Origin of the sequence: Aeromonas caviae, assembly GCF_000819785.1 — a bacterium.
Classification (GTDB): Bacteria; Pseudomonadota; Gammaproteobacteria; order Enterobacterales; family Aeromonadaceae; genus Aeromonas; species Aeromonas caviae.
In genome coordinates, this window is sequence record NZ_CDBK01000078.1 from 45,410 (window position 1) to 64,564 (window position 19,155).

19 protein-coding genes are annotated in these 19,155 nt (G+C 63.3%); 11 read left to right on the forward strand and 8 right to left on the reverse strand.

Translation table 11 applies throughout. The features are described 5' to 3' along the window. Positions 1–4 precede the first annotated feature (4 nt). Together cysD and cysG are read right to left on the reverse strand one after the other, a co-directional pair. Positions 5–973 (reverse strand): sulfate adenylyltransferase subunit CysD, encoded by a 969-nt coding sequence (cysD, locus tag BN1120_RS12430; protein WP_010675598.1) that lies wholly within the window; start codon positions 971–973, stop codon positions 5–7. A gap of 104 nt (positions 974–1,077) precedes the next feature. Beyond that, positions 1,078–2,502 (reverse strand): siroheme synthase CysG, encoded by a 1,425-nt coding sequence (gene cysG, locus BN1120_RS12435; protein WP_042016325.1) that lies wholly within the window; start codon positions 2,500–2,502, stop codon positions 1,078–1,080. A gap of 197 nt (positions 2,503–2,699) precedes the next feature. On the opposite strand from cysG, the gene BN1120_RS12440 reads away from it, so the two are divergent. Then, positions 2,700–3,623 carry an SPFH domain-containing protein gene (locus tag BN1120_RS12440; protein WP_029314806.1) on the forward strand — a complete coding sequence of 308 codons (924 nt, stop codon included), beginning with the start codon at positions 2,700–2,702 and terminating at the stop codon, positions 3,621–3,623. Further along, complete coding sequence (locus BN1120_RS12445) at positions 3,620–4,075, forward strand: NfeD family protein (protein ID WP_010675601.1); 456 nt, start codon at positions 3,620–3,622, stop codon at positions 4,073–4,075. Before BN1120_RS12440 ends, BN1120_RS12445 begins: the two co-directional genes overlap by 4 nt. An 80-nt stretch (positions 4,076–4,155) precedes the next feature. On the opposite strand, the gene BN1120_RS12450 is transcribed toward BN1120_RS12445, so the two are convergent. The 3 genes from BN1120_RS12450 to BN1120_RS12460 all read right to left on the reverse strand — a co-directional run bounded on the left by BN1120_RS12450 (position 4,156) and on the right by BN1120_RS12460 (position 7,023). Then, positions 4,156–4,401 (reverse strand): hypothetical protein, encoded by a 246-nt coding sequence (locus BN1120_RS12450; protein ID WP_010675602.1) that lies wholly within the window; start codon positions 4,399–4,401, stop codon positions 4,156–4,158. Between the two features lie 306 nt (positions 4,402–4,707). Then, the gene (locus tag BN1120_RS12455; protein ID WP_010675603.1) at positions 4,708–5,757 is read right to left on the reverse strand and encodes an oxidoreductase; all 1,050 of its coding nucleotides are present in this window, start codon (positions 5,755–5,757) and stop codon (positions 4,708–4,710) included. A 102-nt stretch (positions 5,758–5,859) separates the two neighbouring features. Continuing rightward, a complete protein-coding gene (locus BN1120_RS12460; RefSeq protein WP_042016327.1) occupies positions 5,860–7,023 on the reverse strand; it encodes a multidrug effflux MFS transporter in 1,164 nt (387 codons plus the stop codon). A 234-nt stretch (positions 7,024–7,257) separates the two neighbouring features. On the opposite strand from BN1120_RS12460, the gene rdgB reads away from it, so the two are divergent. Beyond that, complete coding sequence (gene rdgB, locus BN1120_RS12465) at positions 7,258–7,854, forward strand: RdgB/HAM1 family non-canonical purine NTP pyrophosphatase (RefSeq protein WP_010675605.1); 597 nt, start codon at positions 7,258–7,260, stop codon at positions 7,852–7,854. 132 nt (positions 7,855–7,986) lie between these two features. Then, complete coding sequence (hemW, locus tag BN1120_RS12470; RefSeq protein ID WP_042016328.1) at positions 7,987–9,132, forward strand: radical SAM family heme chaperone HemW; 1,146 nt, start codon at positions 7,987–7,989, stop codon at positions 9,130–9,132. Between the two features lie 225 nt (positions 9,133–9,357). On the opposite strand, the gene BN1120_RS12475 is transcribed toward hemW, so the two are convergent. The 3 genes from BN1120_RS12475 to zntR all read right to left on the reverse strand — a co-directional run bounded on the left by BN1120_RS12475 (position 9,358) and on the right by zntR (position 10,647). Next, positions 9,358–9,576: an alternative ribosome-rescue factor A gene (locus BN1120_RS12475; protein WP_042016330.1), complete on the reverse strand. Its 219-nt coding sequence runs from the start codon at positions 9,574–9,576 to the stop codon at positions 9,358–9,360. A gap of 107 nt (positions 9,577–9,683) precedes the next feature. Then, a complete protein-coding gene (locus tag BN1120_RS12480; protein ID WP_042016332.1) occupies positions 9,684–10,220 on the reverse strand; it encodes a dihydrofolate reductase family protein in 537 nt (178 codons plus the stop codon). Next, positions 10,210–10,647, reverse strand: coding sequence for a Zn(2+)-responsive transcriptional regulator (gene zntR / locus BN1120_RS12485; RefSeq protein ID WP_010675609.1), 438 nt, complete (start codon positions 10,645–10,647; stop codon positions 10,210–10,212). The genes BN1120_RS12480 and zntR overlap by 11 nt, the downstream gene beginning before the upstream one ends. A 431-nt stretch (positions 10,648–11,078) precedes the next feature. On the opposite strand from zntR, the gene purH reads away from it, so the two are divergent. From purH to BN1120_RS12515, 7 genes are all read left to right on the forward strand, one after another. Beyond that, positions 11,079–12,671, forward strand: a complete 1,593-nt coding sequence (purH, locus tag BN1120_RS12490) for a bifunctional phosphoribosylaminoimidazolecarboxamide formyltransferase/IMP cyclohydrolase (protein WP_042016335.1) — start codon at positions 11,079–11,081, stop codon at positions 12,669–12,671. Positions 12,672–12,777: 106 nt separating this feature from the next. Further along, entirely contained in the window at positions 12,778–14,067 is a 1,290-nt protein-coding gene (gene purD, locus BN1120_RS12495) for a phosphoribosylamine--glycine ligase (protein WP_041211074.1), read from the forward strand. A 79-nt stretch (positions 14,068–14,146) separates the two neighbouring features. Then, entirely contained in the window at positions 14,147–14,413 is a 267-nt protein-coding gene (locus tag BN1120_RS21325) for a hypothetical protein (protein WP_145983730.1), read from the forward strand. A gap of 60 nt (positions 14,414–14,473) precedes the next feature. Continuing rightward, entirely contained in the window at positions 14,474–14,848 is a 375-nt protein-coding gene (locus tag BN1120_RS12500) for a cytochrome b562 (protein WP_039040825.1), read from the forward strand. Continuing rightward, positions 14,829–15,383 carry a cytochrome b/b6 domain-containing protein gene (locus tag BN1120_RS12505; RefSeq protein WP_042016336.1) on the forward strand — a complete coding sequence of 185 codons (555 nt, stop codon included), beginning with the start codon at positions 14,829–14,831 and terminating at the stop codon, positions 15,381–15,383. Before BN1120_RS12500 ends, BN1120_RS12505 begins: the two co-directional genes overlap by 20 nt. A 266-nt stretch (positions 15,384–15,649) precedes the next feature. Continuing rightward, the gene (locus BN1120_RS12510; RefSeq protein ID WP_042016337.1) at positions 15,650–18,226 is read left to right on the forward strand and encodes an alpha amylase C-terminal domain-containing protein; all 2,577 of its coding nucleotides are present in this window, start codon (positions 15,650–15,652) and stop codon (positions 18,224–18,226) included. Between the two features lie 147 nt (positions 18,227–18,373). Continuing rightward, positions 18,374–18,844, forward strand: a complete 471-nt coding sequence (locus BN1120_RS12515) for a tetratricopeptide repeat protein (RefSeq protein ID WP_042016339.1) — start codon at positions 18,374–18,376, stop codon at positions 18,842–18,844. Positions 18,845–19,155: the final 311 nt, after the last annotated feature.

Here is a 19,155-nt window from a genome sequence, read left to right on the forward strand (position 1 = left end):
TTTTTTAGAAATAGCCCTGACGCTTCTTCTGCTCCATGGAGCCGGCCTGATCGTGGTCGATGAGCCGCCCTTGCCGCTCGCTCGAGGTGGTGATCAGCATCTCTTCGATGATCTCCGGCAGGGTGGTGGCATTGGATTCGATGGCCCCGGTCAGCGGGTAGCAGCCGAGGGTACGGAAGCGCACCAGCTCCTGCTTCACTTCGTCTTCCGGGCCGATGGGCATGCGATCGTCATCCACCATGATCTTGATGCCGCCGCGATCCACCACGGGGCGCATGGCCGCAAAGTAGAGCGGGACTATGTCGATGTTCTCGAGATAGATGTATTGCCAGATGTCCAGCTCGGTCCAGTTGGAGAGCGGGAAGACACGGATGCTCTCCCCCTTGTTGACCTGGCTGTTGTAGACGCGCCACAGCTCCGGGCGCTGGTTCTTCGGATCCCAGCGGTGGGACTTGTCGCGGAAAGAGTAGACGCGCTCCTTGGCGCGGGATTTCTCCTCGTCGCGACGGGCACCACCGAAGGCGGCGTCGAAGCCGTATTTGTTGAGCGCCTGCTTGAGCCCCTCGGTCTTCATGATGTCGGTGTGCTTGCTGCTGCCGTGCACGAAGGGGTTGATGTCCATGGCCAGACCGTCCGGGTTCTTGTGGACGATGAGATCCAGCCCGAACTTTTTGGCGGTCTCGTCCCGGAACTTGATCATCTCCTTGAACTTCCAGTTGGTGTCCACGTGGAGCATGGGGAAGGGGATCTTGCCCGGATAGAAGGCCTTGCGGGCCAGGTGCAGCATGACGGAGGAGTCCTTGCCGATGGAGTACATCATCACCGGGTTTTCAAATTCGGCGGCCACCTCGCGGATGATATGGATGCTCTCGGCTTCCAGTTGCTGCAGGTGAGTCAGTCGCTCGCGGGTGACACCTGCACGGATGCTCTGTGCATCGGATGGCTGCAGTTGGGTCAGTCTTTCACGGTCCATGTCTGGGTCCTCGGTTCATTGCTAACGCGCCTGGTCAGGGCGCGGTGTTGGTTCAGTTCGGTGCCGCCTTGGCCGCACCGTCAAATCGATTCGGGTCTCGCCTCTCAGGCCAGGCTCACCAGCTTGAGCTCGTGGCCGCTTTCTGCCTCCTGCCCTTGCCCCTGTTCGCCAAACCAGGCGAGTTGCTGGCGCAGGGCCACCACTTCACCGATGACGATAAGCGACGGGCTCACCGCCTGCTGGGCCAGTTCGGCCAGATCCGCCAAGGTGCCGGTCAGCACCCGCTGACGGGCCGTGGTGCCCCGCTCGATGATGGCGATGGGGGTGGCGGCGCGTCGGCCATGGCTCACCAGTTGCTGCTGGATATGATCGGAGCGCATCAGCCCCATGTAGATGACCAGGGTCTGGTTGGTGGCCGCAAGCTGCTGCCAGTCGGGCTCCTTGCCCTCCTTCTGGCAGTGGCCGGTGATGAAGACGGCGCTCTGGGCATGGTCGCGGTGGGTGAGCGGAATGCCCGCATAGGCGGTGGCACCGGCGGCGGCGGTGATGCCGGGCACCACGGAGAAGGGAATGCCCTCCTCTGCCAGCACTTCCAGCTCCTCGCCACCACGGCCGAACATGAAGGGATCGCCCCCTTTGAGGCGCACCACCCGGTTGCCCGCTTTGGCGTATTCCACCAGCAGGCGATTGGTCTCTTCCTGGGGCACGCTGTGGGCCCCCGCCTTCTTGCCGACCGACACCAGGGTGGCGTCGCGGCGCACCAGGTCCAGGATCTCGGGGGAGACCAGCTGGTCATAGAGCACCACTTCGGCCTGCTGGATCTGTTGCAGCGCCTTGAGGGTCAGCAGGCCAGGATCCCCCGGGCCCGCCCCCACCAGCACCACTTCCCCCACTTCGGTACGGGCCTTGTCCAGTCCCTCGTTCAGCCACTGCTCGGCACCCTGCCAATCGGCTTTCTCAATCAGACCGGCCAGGGTGTTGGAGGCAAAGGCGCGCTCCCAGAAGCGGCGGCGATCGGAGAGGGAGGCCAGCACCTGCTTGGCCCGGCTGCGCACCCGGCCGGAGAGCTCCGCCAGACCGCCAAGATGGCGGGGCAGCAGGCTCTCGAGCCGCTCGCGTAACAGGCGCACCAGCACGGGGGCCTTGCCGCCGCTGGAGACGGCCACCACGATGGGGCTGCGATCGATGATGGAGGGGAAGATAAAGCTGGAGCGCTCGGGGTCATCCACCAGGTTGACGAACAGACCGCGCTCGGTGGCGCTCTGGTAGACCAGGGCGTTGACCTCGAGATCGTCGGTCGCCGCCACCACCAGGATCTGCCCTGCCAGGTGGGCCGGATCGAAACGCGCCGCCACATGGGTGAAGCGACCGGCAAATTCATGGAACTCGGGCTCGAGCACGGGAGAGACCAGGGTGATCCGGGCACCTGCCGCCAGCAGCAGGCGCCCCTTGCGCAGGGCAACCTCGCCCCCGCCCACCAGCAGTACCGGGCGGCCTTCCAACCTGGCAAACATAGGTAAATAATCCATCAGGGCCCGCTCCTCGGCATCGCGACATCTGGGGCGACTATAGGCAGGAGCGCTTATCCCTCAAAATAATAAAAAATGCTCTTTAATGCGTTTTGGTAATTAGTAAAGCCGTGTGGCGGCAATAGAGAAGCGAATCTGCTTGTGGTGGATGGCACCAGACCCTAGGCTAGTGAAAGTGTTTCATAAGGAGCTTAATCATGAATGAGTCATTGATTGTATTGGGGATCTTCATATTCCTGGTACTCGCCACCCTGAGTGCCGGCATCAAGATAGTGCCCCAGGGTTACAACTGGACCGTGGAGCGCTTCGGCCGCTACACCCGCACCCTCTCCCCGGGCCTCAACCTGCTGATCCCCTACATCGACCGCATCGGCCACAAGATCATCATGATGGAGCAGGTGCTGGACATCCCGGCCCAGGAGGTGATCTCCCGGGACAACGCCAACGTCACCATCGACGCCATCAGCTTCGTGCAGGTGGTGGATGCCCGCAAGGCGGGCTACGAGGTCAATGATCTCACCAGTGCCATCCGCAATCTCACCATGACCAACATGCGGACCGTGCTCGGCGCCATGGAACTGGACGAAATGCTCTCCCAGCGCGACACCATCAACGAGAAGCTGCTGCGCACCATGGATGCCGCCACCGCCCCCTGGGGCATCAAGGTGACCCGGATCGAGATCAAGGATGTGCGCCCGCCCCTCGCCCTGGTGGAAGCCATGAACGCCCAGATGAAGGCCGAGCGCCAGAAGCGGGCCGAGGTGCTGGAGGCCGAAGGGGTGCGCCAGTCCAAGATCTTGAAGGCCGAGGGGGAGAAGCAGTCCCAGATCCTGAAAGCCGAGGGTGAACGTCAGGCCGCCTTCCTCGCCGCTGAAGCGCGGGAGCGGGCCGCCGAGGCGGAAGCCAAGGCGACCCACATGGTCTCCCAGGCGATCGCCGAGGGCGACATGCAGGCCATCAACTACTTCGTGGCCCAGAAATACACCGAGGCCCTGGCCCGCATCGGTGAAGGCCCCAACAGCAAGATCATCATGATGCCCCTGGAAGCGGGCAGCCTGATAGGCTCGGTGGCGGGCATGGCCGAGCTGTTCAACAAAGACGGCAAGGCGGGCAAATCATGACAGCCCTGTTCGAGGGGCTGACCCACTGGCACTGGCTGGGGCTCGGCTTCGTGCTGCTGGCCATCGAGGTGATGGGGTCGGTGGGCTTCCTGCTCTGGACCGGCATCGCCGCCCTGGAGGTGGGACTCTTGCTGCTGGTCTGGCCCTTCGGCTGGCAGGCGCAGTTGCTGCTCTTCGCCCTGCAATCCCTGCTCACCACCTGGGCCTGGTGGCGCTGGCAGCATCGCCGGGATCGCTCCGGGCTGGATGCCGCCGCTCCCATCAACGAGCGGATGCAAAGCTACATGGGCCGCGAGCTGACCCTGCTGGACGAGGTCAGCCAGGGGATGAGCCGGGTACATCTGGACGACACCGTCTGGACGGTGCGCTGCAACGCACCGCTGCCGGCCGGCAGCCGGGTCAAGGTGGTGGGGGCCGACTCCCACATCCTGCTGGTGGAACCCCTCGGCTGACCGGGCAACGCCCCGTCATGGCCATAAAAAAACGGGCCCGGCGCGAGTGCGCCGGGCCCGTTTTTCAATGAGGCGCTGGCTTAGTTGGCCTTGGCATCGCTCACGGCAGCTTCAGCCTTGGTGGCCACGTCAGCGGCAGCCTTCTCGACAGTAGCGGAAGCTTCGGAAGCAGCCTTCTCGACGGTAGCAGACGCTTCGCTAGCGGCTTTCTCGACAGTGGCAGCAACGTCTGCGGCCGGGGTCGCAGCCGGAGCGGCAGCTTCTTCTTTCTGACCACAGGCGGTCAACATCAGACCCAGGATACCGGCTACCAGTACTTTGTTCATGTGCATACCCTCAAAAAAAGATGGAGAGATGGTGCAGGGACCATCACTGTACGCCCCGGCTCCTGTCGGCACACCGGCCGCTGGAGCCCGAAGGCGCGCGAAATATATCCCCATATGCGGCCGATGAAAACGCGTATCACAATGATATTTTCTCGTTGGCATGATAAGAAACACTGCTGCAACGACAAATATTAATATAAAACACCCATTCACCACCAAATTCGCACAACAAATCGCCAATTACCTGGCGATTGCCAGTCAGCCATTGTCTTTCTGTCAGGCTCTCGGCGCTGTCGGATAACGCCGTCAGTCAGACAGCTTCTGACAAGGCAGGCGCCGCCCCTGCTGGTCGCTCTCCCGGGCCAGGTCCAGCAAGGCCATCACCGCCAGGGCCTCGTCGGCCGGCACCGGGTTCTCCCCTTCTCCCCGGATGGCGGCGCAGACGCCGCGATAGTAGGCGCCGTAGTCCCCCGCCTCGCCAGCCACGGTCTGCTGCAGGAGCTGACCGTCCCGGATCTGGCTGAGCTGGCCGGGGGCGGGATCCACGCCCCAGTCCGCCGCCGGGGGCCGCTTGCCCTCCTTGAGCTGCTCCTCCTGCACGTCCATGCCGAACTTGATGAAGGAGCCCTGACTGCCGTGCACCACGAAGCGGGGCATCACGGCCGACACCAGACAACTGCCGTGCAGAATGACCCGCATCTCGCCGTAACCCAGCACCACATGGAAGTAGTCGTCCGCCAGGGCCCCGGGGCGCTGCTTGCCCAGATCCGCCTGCAACCAGTCCGGCTGGCCGAACAGCTGGAGCGACTGATCCAGGATATGGGGGCCGAGATCGAACCAGAGACCGGAGCCCGGGCCGCCCGCCTCGCGCCAGCGCTGGCGCACCTCGGGGCGATAACGGTCGAAGTGGGATTCGAACTGGGCGACTTGCCCCAGCGCCCCCTCCGCCAGCAGACGGCGCACCGTGAGGAAATCCCCGTCCCAGCGTCGGTTGTGGAAGATGCTGAGCAGCCGCTGCTGCTTCTCCGCCAACTCGACCAGCGCCTTCGCTTCGGCCAGATCCAGGGCAAACGGCTTGTCGATCACCACGTGCTTGCCCGCCAGCAGGGCCTCGCGAGCGATGGGGGCATGGGTGTCGTTGGGGGTGGCGATCACCACCAGATCGAGGCTGTCATCGGCCAGCACCTGCTCCAGGGTGCCGACCCGGGTGCCGGGCAACGCGGCCTGTACCTTGGCGGCATCCCGGCTCACCACCCAGCGCAGGGTCAGGCCTGGGGTCGTGGCCAGGAAGGGGGCGTGAAAGGTCTGTCCTGCGAAGCCGTATCCCACCAGGGCGGCGTTGATTGTGTGGCTCATCCGGTTTTCTCCACGGGTCTGTGATCATGCGAGGCAGGCGGGTCGCCTGAAAAAGAGAAGGGGGCTCAAGGCCCCCTGAGTGTGCTCATCAGAGCACAGGATTTATTGCAAACACAAGCGCCGGCCCTGGCGGGTCATCAGCATCACCAGCGGGGGCAGCAGCAGCCACATGTGCAGGGCCAGCTGGCTCAGGGGATCCGGCATCAGCCAACCGGTGATCCCCACCAGGGCGCCGGAGCCGCTCATCTGGAACAGGCCGAGCAGGGCGGCCGCAGTCCCGGCGCAGTGGCCGAAGGGGGCCAGCGCCATGCCCGCGGCGGCGCCCAGGATCATCGCAAAGCCGATGCTGGAGAGGAACACCGGGCCCATCATGGCCAGCGGGTGCGGGATGTGCATGGCCAGGGTCAGGGTGATGGCGGAGAGCAGCAGCACCAGCAGGCCAATGCGCAGGGTCCGTCTTGGCCCTACCCGGGCGATGAAGCGCGGGGCCAGGAAGCAGGCCAGGATGTTGAGGGCCGCATTGGCGGTGAACCAGTAGCTGAAGCCACTCATGTCCAGCCCCAGGGTCACCATCAGTTGTACCGGCGCCGCCGTCACGTAGGCGAGGATCACCGCCATCGCCAGCATGCACAGCGCCGCGTTGAACAGGAAGCTCGGGGAGCGCAGCACCGGGCTGTAGCGGGACCAGCTGATGAGCGGGCCAGCACTGCTGGTCTCCTCAGGACGGGTTTCCGGCATCCGCCACAGCAGCCAGCTACCGACCACCACGGCGTAACCGGCCATAAACCAGAAGTTCGCCGACCAGCCCGCCTTGGCGGTGAGCCAGCCACCCAGCAGGGGCGCCAGTGCGGGGATGAAGCAGATGGCACCGTTCAGATAGGAGATCATCTGACCGCTCTTCTTGGGGCCATAGCTGTCACGGACCACCGAGAAGGCGGCCACAGAGGTGGCGCAGGCCCCGAAGCCTTGCAGCACTCGCGCCAGCATCAGCTCACCCAGGCTGGCGGCAAAGCCGGCTGCCAGGGCGCTCAGGCCGTAGAGCAGCACGCCCCCCAGGGCAATGGGTTTGCGCCCGTAGCGATCGGCGAGCGGCCCCACCAGCAGTTGCCCCAGCCCCATGCTGAACAGGAACCAGGTGATGGTGCCCTGCATCAGGGTCACTTCGGCCCCCAGCTGCTCGGCCATCTGGGGGATGGCAGGCAGATAGATGTCGATGGCCAGCGGGCTGAACAACACCAGGAGTACAAGCAAAAGAATCAATGGCATCAGTCACCTCAAGCCCTAGGAATATCGATTGGGCCGCGAGTCTACTGACTCAGAGTAATGAATTGAAATGGTATTTAATCACTTCGGTTATTCCCTGCTGGAAACATGTATCTCTTCTACCTCTCAGGGGGTGGAACCAGGTTCCCCCGTTGGCACCGGATCCCGGGCAATTGGCGCTTTTACTAAACCCCTCCCCCGCATAGAATGCGCAGATTATTTTTGCGGAGGTGTGTGATGAACAAGCTTGTCCTGGCAACAGGGAACCAGAAAAAGGTGAAGGAATTGGCCGCCATGCTGGCCGATATGAAGATCCAGGTGATCCCGCAGAGCGAGTTTGCAGTCTCCGATGCCGACGAGACCGGCACCACCTTCGTCGAGAATGCCATCATCAAGGCCCGCCACGCCGCCCGCGTCACCGGCCTGCCCGCCGTGGCCGACGACTCCGGCCTGGAAGTGGATCTGCTGCACGGCCGCCCCGGCGTCTACTCCGCCCGTTTTGCCGGTGCCGGTGCCAGCGACAAGGAGAACATCGACAAGCTGCTGGCCGAGCTCAAGGGCGCGCCGGATTACCTGAAAAGCGCCCGCTTCTGGTGCGTGCTGGTCTACATGCGCCACGCCGACGATCCCACCCCCATTATCTGCCAGGCCAGCTGGGAAGGGATGATCATCGACGAACCCCGCGGCCAGCACGGCTTCGGCTACGACCCGGTGTTCTTCGTGCCCGATCACGACTGCACCTCGGCCCAGATGCCAGCGGAGCTCAAGAACCAGCTCAGCCACCGTGGCCAGGCCCTGGCCAAGCTCAAAGCGGCCCTGGCGGCGGTCAACTAAAGCGCTGTCTCCCGCCGCGTTGTCATCTACAATGGGGGCCGTCGGCCCCCGTTTCGTTCGCGGCGCCCCGCCCGTTGTCACCGGCAACCAGGGCCACCCGACCCCTTTTGATTGTTGAATACTGGAAATCCCATGCTGCAACTGCCGCCCCTCTCCCTCTATATCCACGTGCCCTGGTGCGTCCAGAAGTGCCCCTACTGCGACTTCAACTCCCACGCCCAGAAGGGGGAGCTGCCCCACCTCGAGTACGTGGCGGCCCTGCTGGAGGATCTGGAGCAGGATCTGCACTGGGCCCAGGGGCGCCCCCTCTCCTCCATCTTTATCGGTGGCGGCACGCCGAGCCTGCTCTCCGTCGACGCCATGCAGGCGCTGCTGGACGGGGTGCGCGCACGCATCGCCCTCGCCCCGGACTGCGAGATCACCATGGAGGCCAACCCGGGCACGGTGGAGGCGGACAAGTTCGCCGGCTTCCAGCGGGCCGGTATCAACCGCATCTCCATCGGGGTGCAGAGCTTCCAGCAGGAGAAATTGACCCGGCTCGGCCGCATCCACGGCCCCGAGGAGGCGCGCAAGGCCGCCGAACTGGCCCACGCCATCGCGCTTCCCACCTTCAACCTGGATCTGATGCACGGCCTGCCGGATCAGAGCCTGGACGATGCGCTCTACGACCTGCAGCAGGCCATCGACTGCGCGCCGCCGCACCTCTCCTGGTATCAGCTCACCATAGAGCCGAACACGGCATTCGCCTCCAAACCCCCCACATTGCCGGAAGATGACACCCTGTGGGACATCTACGAGCAGGGCCACGCCATGCTGACCGCCCGGGGCTATCAGCAGTACGAGATCTCGGCCTATGCCAAAGAGGGGTATCAGTGCCGCCATAACCTCAACTACTGGCGCTTTGGCGACTATCTGGGGATCGGCTGCGGCGCCCACGGCAAGGTGACGGATCTTGCCAACCAGCAGATCCTGCGCACCGCCAAGGTGAAGCACCCGAAAGGTTATCTGGATCCGAACCGCCCCTATCTGGACAGCCAATGGCAGGTGAGCGCGGACGATCTGCCGCTCGAGTACTTCATGAACCGGTTCAGATTGTTTGAACCCGCCCCCAAGGCGGAGTTCGAGGCCTTCACGGGGCTACCGCTGGAGCGGGTAGAGACCATGCTCGCCATCGCCCGGACCAAGGAGCTTATCGAGGATCTCGGCGACAGCTGGCAGCTCACGTCCCTGGGGCATCGCTACCTCAACGTGCTGCTCGAACTCTTTATGGACGAATGAGGTAACCGCCTTTAACCAGATGGAACACAAGCGGGGCGCCATGAGCGCCCCGCTTATTTTGGTTCCAAGAACCTGTTCACGGTCTGTCGCGAGAGGCTGTCAGCAAGGTGAAGAGCAGCGCAGGAACCGGAGTGTGTAAGTACACATGAGGATTGCGAGCAGCACATGAGCCTTGATCACGGCCTCGCAGCAAGATCGTGGACTGGTTCCAAAGCAGGAACCCGCTCAGCAGCAGACGCTTACCATCTGCTGTTGGCCGGGCTCCCACCGCTTGCCGTGCTTGGCCTTGCGTTGATAGCTGCCCTTGCCCTTCTTGCTCGGCTCGACCCGGGCCTGGAACAGGGGGGAGGTCACCAGTGCCTTGAGGTGGTTGTCCTGAATGATGCCGCGCTGATGTTCGCAGGCGGGTTCGGCGGTGACACAGGTCACCTTCTTCTTGGCCATATGGGCTCCTTGATGGGGTTGTCGTGTTTGCCTGTCGTCCCTGCCTGGAAGGGCAGGTGGCGAAAAACGCGCCGATTGTGCGCCTCTTGCCTCCCCCGTGCAAGCTGTCAGGCGGGGTGATAGATAACCCGCACCAGGCCGCTTGGCAGCACGGCGCTCGACACCGGTCTCAACCCTGCGGGGAGAGGCCCGGTAAAGAGCGGGATCCCGCCCCCCAGGGTGACCGGAACCCAGAACAGGGTCAGCTCGTCCACCAGGGCCCCCTGCAGACCCTGCCTCACCAGCTCCCCGCCATCCAGATAGAGGTGACGGCTTCCCCCCTGCCACAACTCGTCCAGCACCTGCGCCAGCGCCCCCTGCCTGAACGCGACTCGAGGACGGGGGTCGGCGGGCCTGTGGGTCAGTACCACCAGCGGCTTGTCCCCGTAGGGCCACTCGGGAAAGGCGCTCACGATATCGTAGGTGTTGCGCCCCATCAGCAGGGTGTCCGCGCTCGCCATCAGGGCGCTATAGCCGGTCTCCTCCGGCCCGTCGCCACCATAGGGGGCCAGCCATGCCAGATCGCCCCCCTCCCCGGCGATGAAACCGTCGAGGGAGAGGGCGAGAAAGGCGGAGACCCGGGGCCGGCGCAGCTCAGTGCTCATGGTCGTGGTGCTCGTGGCGGGAAGGGGCGCCGGACTCCAGGGTCTCGAGGATGGCGCAATGCTCCGCCGAGCGCGGGCCGCCGCAGCAGATGTCGGAGAGGGCCTTCAGGTTCTCGCGAAAACGGGTCAGCTCCAGGAGCTTCTGCTCCACCTGTTCGAGCTTGGTGTCGGCCACCGCCTTCACCTCCTGGCAGGTGACCTTGGCCTTGTTGGTGTCCAGGGCGAGCAGCTCGCCGATGTCCGCGAGGGAGAACCCCACCGACTTGGCGCGGATGATGAACTCCAGCCGCCGCTTGTCCTGCTCGCCGTAGAGGCGATAGCCGGATTCGTTGCGAATGCCCGGCGAGATGAGGCCGTTCTTCTCGTAAAAGCGCAGGGTGTCGGCCTTCACCCCGCACGCCTTGGCCAGTTCACCGATCCGATACATGGTCCTCTCCCCCCGCATGACATTCCCGACATGGTACTCAATATAAACCGGCCTCCACTATCACCTCTTTGCCCGGCGATTGCCAGTCAAAGGCAGGAAAGCAGCAGCTAACCCCTCACTTGCCGGCCATTTATCCCCAAAACACTGAAAAGACAAACGTTTCACAAAAATTCACCAGAAAACGTTTAACGCCGCATCCCATAAGGGTTTGTCTCTTTAAAAAATCCACCACAGGTCACATTTTTTGTGTAGAATACGCGCCCACAAGAGAGCGTCGCGTCAAGCGGGCATTTCCTAAAACGCTTTTGCCAACGGCGCCCCGGGCGAGAGTGGTTTGCGAAATCCCCCACTTCCATTTATTTGGGGACTCTCTGTGTGTTGAGCCTCGCCTCCCATGGAACGGTCCCCGTTATGCTGAGGACGATAGTGTGATGGAACAAGCTCGACCCATTCGCCGTGCACTGCTGAGTGTGTCTGACAAGACTGGCATCCTGGAATTTGCCAAGGCACTCGACGCGCGTGGTGTGGCCCTGCTCTCCACCGGTGGAACCGCCAAGCTGCTGGCCGATGCGGGCCTGCCGGTGACCGAGGTGTCCGACTACACCGGATTCCCCGAGATGATGGACGGCCGGGTCAAGACCCTGCATCCCAAGGTACACGGCGGCATTCTCGGCCGTCGCGACCGGGATGACGCCATCATGGCCGAGCACGCTATCTCCCCCATCGACATGGTCGTCGTCAACCTCTATCCCTTCGCCGCCACCGTGGCCAAGCCCGGCTGCACCCTGGAAGACGCCGTCGAGAACATCGACATCGGCGGCCCGACCATGGTCCGCTCCGCTGCCAAGAACCACAAGGACGTCACCATCGTCGTCAAGGCCTCCGACTATGACCGCGTCATCGCCGAGATGGATGGCAACGGCAACAGCCTGACCCTCTCCACCCGCTTCGATCTGGCCATCGCCGCCTTCGAGCACACCGCCGCCTACGACGGCATGATCGCCAACTACTTCGGCACCCTGGTGCCCTCCTACGGCGAAAACAAGGAAGGCGACGAAGAGTCCCGCTTCCCCCGCACCTTCAACAGCCAGTTCATCAAGAAGCAGGACATGCGCTACGGCGAGAACAGCCACCAGGCTGCCGCCTTCTACGCCGAAGAGCAGGCCGCGCCGGGCTCGGTGGCAAGCGCCATCCAGCTGCAGGGCAAGGCCCTCTCCTACAACAACATTGCCGACACCGACGCAGCGCTGGAGTGCGTGAAGGAGTTCAGCGAACCGGCCTGCGTCATCGTCAAGCATGCCAACCCCTGCGGCGTCGCCATCGGTGACGACCTGCTGGCTGCCTACGATCGCGCCTACCAGACCGACCCCACCTCGGCCTTTGGCGGCATCATCGCCTTCAACCGCGAACTGGACGGCGAGACCGCCGCGGCCATCGTCGCCCGCCAGTTCGTGGAAGTGATCATCGCCCCCAGCATCAGCCAGGCTGCCCGCGAGGCGGTCGCCGCCAAGCAGAACGTGCGCCTGCTGGAGTGCGGCCAGTGGACTGCCCCGGCGCAAGGCTTTGACTTCAAGCGCGTCAACGGCGGCCTGCTGGTGCAGGAGCGCGATCTGGGCATGGTGACGCTCGGGGATCTGACCGTGGTCAGCCAGCGTCAGCCCACCGAGGCCGAGCTGCAGGATCTGCTGTTCTGCTGGAAGGTCGCCAAGTTCGTCAAATCCAACGCCATCGTCTACGCCAAGAACGGCCAGACCATCGGCGTGGGCGCCGGCCAGATGAGCCGCGTCTACTCTGCCAAGATCGCCGGCATCAAGGCCGAGGATGAAGGGCTGACCGTGGCGGGCTCCGTCATGGCCTCCGACGCCTTCTTCCCGTTCCGCGACGGCATCGATGCCGCCGCTGCCGCGGGCATCTCCTGCGTCATCCAGCCAGGTGGCTCGATGCGCGACCAGGAGGTGATCGACGCCGCCAACGAACACGGCATGTGCATGGTGTTCACCAACATGCGTCATTTCCGTCACTGACAGCCCAGGGCCGCCGATGGCGGCCCTGCCTCTTTAGCACCGGATCCTTTCCACTGGCAGGTTGCCACCGCAGCGCCAGTGAACTCAGACAGAAGCGAGCGAGACGATGAAAGTACTGATCATTGGCAACGGCGGCCGTGAACACGCCCTGGCCTGGAAGGCCAAACACTCCCCCCTGGTGACCCAGGTCTTCGTGGCACCGGGCAATGCGGGCACCCAGCTTGAGCCGGGCATCGAGAACGTCGCCATCCAGGCCACCGACATCGAGGGCCTGCTGGCCTTCGCCAAGGCGAACCAGATCGGCCTCACCATCGTCGGACCGGAAGCCCCCCTGGTGAAAGGGGTGGTCGATGCCTTCCGCGCCGCCGATCAGACCATCTTCGGCCCGACCGCCGCCGCCGCCCAGCTGGAAGGCTCCAAGGCCTTCACCAAGGACTTCCTGGCCCGCCACGCCATCCCCACCGCCGATTACCAGAACTTCACCGAGGTGGAGCCGGCGCTGGCCTATCTGCGCGAGAAGGGCGCCCCCATCGTCATCAAGGCCGACGGTCTGGCCGCCGGCAAAGGGGTGATCGTCGCCATGACCCTCGACGAGGCGGAAGCGGCGGTGCGTGACATGCTCTCCGGCAATGCCTTCGGCGATGCCGGCGCCCGGGTGGTGATCGAAGAGTTCCTGGACGGGGAAGAGGCAAGCTTCATCGTCATGGTGGACGGCGAGCACGTGCTGCCCATGGCCACCAGCCAGGATCACAAGCGCGCCTTCGACGGCGACACCGGCCCCAACACCGGCGGCATGGGGGCTTACTCCCCGGCGCCCGTGGTGACCGACGAAGTGCACCAGCGCGTGATGGAACGGGTGATCATGCCGACCGTGCGCGGCATGGCGGCCGAGGGCAACGTCTACACCGGCTTCCTCTACGCCGGCCTGATGATCGATGCCGAGGGCAACCCCAAGGTGATCGAGTTCAACTGCCGCTTCGGCGACCCCGAAACCCAGCCCATCATGCTGCGGATGCAGTCCGATCTGGTGGATCTCTGCCTCGCCGCCTGTGCCGGCCAGCTGGATCAGAAGGAAGCCGTCTATGACCCCCGCGCCGCCATCGGCGTGGTGCTGGCGGCGGGTGGCTATCCCGGCGACTACACCAGCAACCACCCCATCAGCGGCCTGCCGGTGGACGAAGTGGCAGGGGAGAAGGTGTTCCATGCAGGCACCCGCCTGGAAGGGCACACCAGCCTGACCCAGGGTGGCCGCGTGCTGTGCGCCACCGCCCTCGGCCACACGGTGCAGGAAGCCCAGCAGCGGGCCTATGCCCTGGCTGGTCGCATCCAGTGGGACGGCATCTTCTATCGCAAGGACATCGGCTGGCGTGCCATCGAGCGCGAGCAGGCCGAATAAGGGCCGGATCCCGATCACTCAAAGGGCCTGCGGGCCCTTTTTTTGTTGCACGGCGTCTGTGCTGGCAGTGGAATCGTCCATGGGTGGTGGCTTTCAAAAACAAAAACACCTGAAAAACTCACCTGACTTTAATAAAACGATGTGTGATAAAAAATGGCAGCATGATTCACTGCCTGCGGACCCCTTCCCGGGCCAGATGCGCGCCCTTGTATCCCCTGCAGGAGGCGAGATCCGGTGGCCGTTCTCTTTCAGCTACATTCCCACAGCAATCCCCTACACAATTCGTCACAATTGGTCGCACTTTCTTCATACAATGATCGCCCTTTCATGGCATCATGATGCGTGAAACCGCACTCAAATGAGTGCTATAACAACCTGCAATCTCGTCGTCTCATAAGGAAATCCCATGCTGAAAACTGTGCGTCCCCTGCTGCTGCCCCTGATGTTCGGCCTGATGGCCCTGCCTGCCATGGCCGGCGATCTGGAGCAGCCGATGAAGAAGATCGGCTTCAACTACAAGCAGGCCGTCAAGGCCGACGACGCGGCCACCATGGAGAAATACATCAAGGAGATGAAGGCCCAGCTGGACGTCGCCAAGGGCAAGAACATGCCCGCCGCCAAGAAGGAGAAGTTCCTGGAAGGCATGACCGAAGTGCAGACCGAGCTGGATGCCAGCCTGGCAGCCCTCCAGGCCGGTGACGAAGCCAAGGCGCGCGAGCACCTGGCCAAGGTCAACGACCTAAAGAAGGAGTACCACAAATATGCCAAGCAGAAAGGCTGATCCCTTCCACTGGGATCCTCTGGTGCGCCTCACCCACTGGGGTGTGGCGGCCATCTGTATCGGCAACCTCTGGCTCAACGAGGCGGGCGAGGAGTGGCACGAGCGGATGGGATACGCCGTCATGGTGCTCATCGGCATACGCCTGCTGTGGGGGCTCACCTTCGCTCGCGGCCACGCCCGCCTGCGTGCCCTCATCCCGAGCCGGGAGGATTTTCGCCATCAGGCCGACGCCCTGCGCGGACGGACCCCGCCCACCCCGGGCCATCACGGCAGCGGCAAGCTGGCGGTCTGGGCACTCTGGCTGCTGGTACTCGCCACCGCAGGGACCGGCTGGTTCCAGAACACCGAGACCGGCTTCGATCTGGGGGCGGACGACTGGCACGAGTGGTGCACCTGGGCACTCCAGGGCATGATCGCCCTGCACCTGTGCGCCATCGCCTACACCTCCTGGCGCCAGCGCAGCAACCTGGTCACCCGCATGCTGCCAGGGCGTCGTGCCCGGGCCAGTGCCGGGCAGCAGGAACCCAACGTCTGAACGTTCACGGGGCCCTGCGGGGCCCCTGTTCATCCCCTTCGCTACCTGCTTGACGGGATCTCGCACCGATCTGCCCCCCTCTGCCCCCTCCTGCTGCCACCGAATGGCATGAAAGCATTTTCATTCACATTTCTTAATTAATTCAGCCTGTTCGATTTTCAACCACATCGATTTCATGAATGCTACGGAGCTGAACGAGGTTGTTTGTTGTCCGTTCGACTACACGACAGTGATACGTCAATAACAAGATCGAAGGGAAAATCGTCATGCACAACACACTGTTTCGAACCGCCCTGCTGGCGGCGGCACTCGGCTCTTTCAGCCACACTGCCAGCGCCGAAGGAGTCATGGTTCACCTGTTCCAATGGAAGTTCAACGACATCGCCAACGAGTGCGAGACCGTGCTCGGGCCCAAGGGGTTCGGTGGCGTCCAGATCACCCCACCCGCCGAGCACAAGCAGGGCAGCCAGGTCTGGTGGACCGTCTATCAACCGGTCAGCTTCAAGAATTTCAACAGCTTCGGCGGTAGCGAGGCAGAGCTCAGAAGCATGATCGCCCGCTGCAACGCGGCCGGGGTCAAGGTCTATGCCGACGCCGTCTTCAATCAGCTGGCATCGGGTTCGGGCACCGCCACCGGCGGCGGCAGCTACAACTCGGGGCAATACCAATATCCCCAGTTCGGCTACAACGACTTCCATCACAGCGGCGACATCACCAACTACGGTGACAGCAACAACGTCTGGAACGGCGCCCTCTACGGCATGCCGGACCTCAATACCGGCTCATCCTACGTCCAGGATCAGATCGCCACCTACATGAAGACCCTGCTCGGCTGGGGCGTGTCGGGCTTTCGCATCGATGCGGCCAAGCACATGGCGCCGGCCGATGTGAAGGCCATCCTCGACAAGGCAGGCAGCCCCAGGGCCTACCTGGAGGTGATCGGCGCAGGCGGGGAGTCCCCCGACATCCAGCCGGGCCGCTACACCTACATCGACACCGTCACCGACTTCAAATACGGCACCGATCTCGCCGCCAACTTCAACGGCCAGATCAAGAACCTCAAGACCCTGGGCGAGAGCTGGGGCCTGCTCCCCTCCAACAAGGCCTTCGTCTTCGTTGTCAACCACGACCGCGAACGCGGCCACGGCGGTGGCGGCATGCTCACCTTCATGAGCGGTGCCCGCTACGATCTGGCCAACACCTTCATGATGGCCTGGCCCTATGGCTGGAAGCAGGTGATGTCGGGCTATCGCTTCGAAAACATGGGTACCTATGAAACCGACAAGGGGGCGCCGGGCAGCACGCCCTGCACGGACAGCCAGTGGAACTGCGAACAGCGCCGACCGACCATCATGAACATGGCCCTGTTCCACAACCGGACCGAAGGCCAGCCCGTCAGCAACTGGTGGGACAACGGCAACAACCAGATCGCCTTCAGCCGCGGTGACAAGGGCTTCGTCGCCATCAACAACGAGAGCGGCAGCCTGGTGGCCTCGGTGCAGACCGGTCTGCCGGCCGGCGAGTACTGCAACCTCCTGGGGGGCAATGACTACTGCAGCGGCGGCTATGTCACCGTCGATGGCAGCGGCAAGGCCAGCCTGAACGTCCCCGGCATGAAGGCGGCCGCCATCATCGCCGGTTGCACCAAGGCCAGCCCCTGCGGCGGTTCCGTCCTGCCGGGCAACAAGTTCAGCAGCATGAACCTGCGCGGCACCCACAACGCCTGGGGCAACACCCCCATGACCGTCGATGCCAACCGTGTCTGGTCCGCCACCCTCACCCTGACCGGCAACGGTGACGCCACCGGTGCCCAGCGCTTCAAGTTCGACGTCTTCGGCAACTGGGCCGAGAACTACGGCGACAACGAAGGGGATGGCATCGCCGACAAGGGCAGCAGCAAGGATATCCTGGTCAGCGGGGCGGGCAGCTACCGCATCACCCTGAGCGAGAGCGATCTGCGCTACACGGTCACCCCCCTCACCAGCAACCAGGCGCCGGTCGCCGCCCTCTCTCCCAAGACCCTCAGCGTCAAGGCGGGTGAGAGCGTGGTGTTCGATGCCTCCGCCTCCCGCGACGACGGGGGCGTGGTGAGCTACAGCTGGTCCAGTGGGGGCACAGCCGCCACGGAGACGGTCCGGTTCGATACCCCGGGTACCCATACCGTGACGGTCACCGTGACCGATGCGGAAGGGTTGACCGCCAGTGCCAGCGCCACCGTGACCGTCACCGACGACAACGGCACCTACGCCAGCGTATTGCCCACCCTGAACTTCCGCGGCACTCCCAATGCCTGGGGCTCCCTTGCCATGACGCTGGTCGCCGACAACCAGTGGGAGGCTCTCGTCACCTTCGATGGTCAGGCAAACCAGCGCTTCAAGTTCGACGTCAAGGGAGACTGGAGCCAGAACTATGGTGACACCAACAAAGATGGAGTGGCCGAACTGGCCGGCAGTGACATCCTGACCCCGGTCACCGGCCAGTACCGGGTACGCTTCAACGATCAGACCCTGCAATACAGCCTGACTCCGGTGAGCGTCACCTATGCCAAGAATGTCGCCAGCCTCAACATTCGCGGCACCACCAACAACTGGGGCACCACCCCCATGTCCCTGGTCGGGGATCACCTCTGGCAGGCCAGCGTCACCTTCACCGGCAGCGGTGATGGCAACGGTGGCCAGCGCTTCAAGTTCGACGTCAAGGGGGACTGGACCCAGAACTACGGTGACACCAACAAGGATGGCGTGGCCGAGCTGGCCGGGGCAGACATCACCACGGCAGTGGTCGGTGCCTATGTGGTGCGCTTCAACGACCAGACCCTGGCCTACAGCCTGAGCGCCCAGTAAGGCTGGACACACGCCAGGGCCATTGCGCCCCGGTGCCGAACCAGGCCTCCCGCCATCGGCGGGAGGCCTTTTTCATGGCCCCATGACCCGTTCCCCGCCAGCCTGTCGGCAGGCATACTGATCCTTCATCCCCATGCAGGAGCGCATATGAAACAGTTGAACACCCTCAAGGCCGAGGGACGGATCGAGGAAGCCCGTCAGCACGGTCTGCTTCAACTCATCGAGCACCCAACCCACGCCGAGCTGCATTACGAAGTGGCCGGACTGCACGACATGCTGGGGCGAGAGGCCGAGGCCATTCCGCTCTATCAGAAGGCCGTGTCGCTGGGGCTTGGCGAGTCGTCGCTGCGCGGAGCCCTGCTTGGACTAGGCAGCTCCTATCGCACCACGGGCCGTCATGCCGAGGCGCTGGCCACCTTTGACGAGGCCCTGTCCCGCTTCCCCGATGCCCTGGAGTTCAAGGTGTTTCGTGCCATGACCTGCTACAACCTGGGGCGCAGCAAGGAGGGAATGGAGACGCTGCTGGGGATCCTCGCGACCACCACCACGGATCCCGCCCTGCTTCCCTACCGGCGCGCCATAGCACTCTATGCCGAGGATCTGGACAGGCGCTGGTGAGCGCCAGAAACGACAAAGCCGCTCAAAAGAGCGGCTTTGTCTGAAAATGGTGGCCCCTGGGGGACTTGAACCCACGACCAATCGATTATGAGTCGTAAAAAGTACGTTCTCGCAATGTCTCATTACGTCTCAGAAAGCACACAAAAATCATATTAAACACATGTACATAGCAAACTTGCTTGTCTCATAAGATCTCGTAAAATATCGGATAGCTTCATCTTAAAAGCACCCATTAAAGCACCATAATTTGAGCGTGGGTGCTTTTAGCGAGACCTGTCGACTATGCCATTAACTGTACAGATCTAGTTATC